The sequence below is a fragment of the Mesorhizobium sp. M4B.F.Ca.ET.089.01.1.1 genome (assembly GCF_004022605.1).
In the GTDB taxonomy this organism is placed as follows: domain Bacteria; phylum Pseudomonadota; class Alphaproteobacteria; order Rhizobiales; family Rhizobiaceae; genus Mesorhizobium; species Mesorhizobium abyssinicae.
The window spans coordinates 1-1,752 of sequence record NZ_RZOS01000747.1; the positions used below are offsets into that span (position 1 = coordinate 1).

Here is a 1,752-nt window from a genome sequence, read left to right on the forward strand (position 1 = left end):
CCCGACACCGACATCGCCCTGGTGCGCGCCGACGGCAGCTTCACCGATGTCGCGCCGCTCGGCGATTCCAAGCGGCTGAGGCGCGGCCAGATCGCGATCGCCATCGGCAATCCGCTCGGTTTCGAATGGACCGTCACCGCCGGCGTCGTCTCCGCGCTCGGCCGCTCGATGCGCGCCTCGACCGGACGGCTGATCGACGACGTCATCCAGACCGACGCGGCGCTCAACCCAGGCAATTCCGGCGGGCCGCTGGTGTCGTCGGCGGGCGAGGTGATCGGTGTCAACACCGCCATGATCCATGGCGCGCAAGGCATTGCCTTCGCCGTCGCCTCCAACACCGCCAATTTCGTCATTTCGGAGATCATCCGCTTCGGCCGCGTGCGCCGCGCCTTCATCGGCGTCTCCGCCGACACCACCAATTTGCCGCGCCGCGCCGCCCTTCTGTCGCAGGTCTCGAGCAGCACCGCCGTGCGCCTGCGCAGCGTCGAAAAGAACAGCCCGGCGGCAAGGGCCGGGCTGAAGGAAGGCGACATCATCGCCGCGATAGATGGCCGTCCGGTCACCGGCGTCGACGACCTCGTGCGCATGCTCGACGCCGAGCGCATCGGCCGCGAGACGCTTTGCACCGTGGTGCGGCGGACCGGCGTCAGCCAGGTCGCGGTGACGCCGGTGGCAAGGCCGAACTGAGCGACCTGCTCCCAACGCCCCGGTAATCGTCGGGGCGTCCCCGATGCGCTATCTGATCTCTTGCCCCTGATTGCCCAGACGCATCTTCAGCAAGGCAACCAGACTTGCCTGCGCGCTGTCCTCGGCCTTGATCTCAGCCGTATGCGGCCGTTCGCGCAGCGCCACCCGCATGGCGTGGAAGCCAAGTGCGCGATAGGCCTCCATCTGCTCTTCCGAGAAGAACTGATCGCTGGTCGATTCATGCGGGAAAAGCGGGTAGCGACGCTCGTAATCGAGGACATAGTCGGGCTCATCGCCGGTAACCGACGCCTTGACGTAGACAAGGATGCCTTCGACCGGATCATTCTCGTAGAGGATCTTGCCGACCGCGAAATGCCGCAGATGCAAATCCGATTCCGGCGGGACGATCTTGGTGCGGTTGGCGTCGCGCGCCAGCGCCGCGTCCCTGACCGGTCGCCAGTCGAGCGAGATGCGCACGCCGAGATCGATCCGCGCGAAGCGTTGGACGTCGGTGAAGGCGCCGAAATTCATGCCGGCATCGGCCTCGGCGTCGACCACGATGATCAGCTTGCACCTGCGCTTGAGCAGTTGGTAGAGGCCGATATTGTCGATGTGGCCGCCATCGGTGATGTAGACCCGCGAACTGTCGGACCTCAGCTGCCCCGTCGCCTCCGCGAGCAGATACAGCCGCAGGATATCTTCCCAACTGCGCCGCGGGGGCCGCTTTCCAAGCGCAATCCCGCTCGGGTTGGGAAGCCAGAACCCCAGTCGCAGATTGAGCAGGGCAAGCGTCGGCCCAAGCAGGCCGAGGCTGGTGCGACCCATGCTCGACGAGATGGCGGCCCCCGAGATCGCCGCTGCTGCCGCGAGGTCCAACTGCCCCTCTGCCTTGGCCATCGCTGTCGAGGACGCATATCCGGTCGAGGTGCTGCCGACGAAATGTTTTGAAAACAGGAAGAATTCGGCGTTGCGCCCTCTCTTGCTCGGGTCGGCCTCGGGAAGGCTGTGGACTTGCACCGCAGGTGGGGGCGCGATTGGCCGATGGTGGCCCGGCAGAATGATATC

1 protein-coding gene and 1 pseudogene are annotated in these 1,752 nt (G+C 65.9%); one reads left to right on the forward strand and one right to left on the reverse strand.

Annotated elements, in window-relative coordinates:
* On the forward strand, positions 1-687 hold a 687-nt coding region (locus EN780_RS33440; RefSeq protein WP_128276394.1), incomplete at its 5' end, for a trypsin-like peptidase domain-containing protein.
* Between the two features lie 48 nt (positions 688-735).
* Here EN780_RS33440 and EN780_RS33445 read toward each other — a convergent pair.
* Positions 736-1,752, reverse strand: a pseudogene (locus EN780_RS33445) (hypothetical protein); the annotation flags it as partial.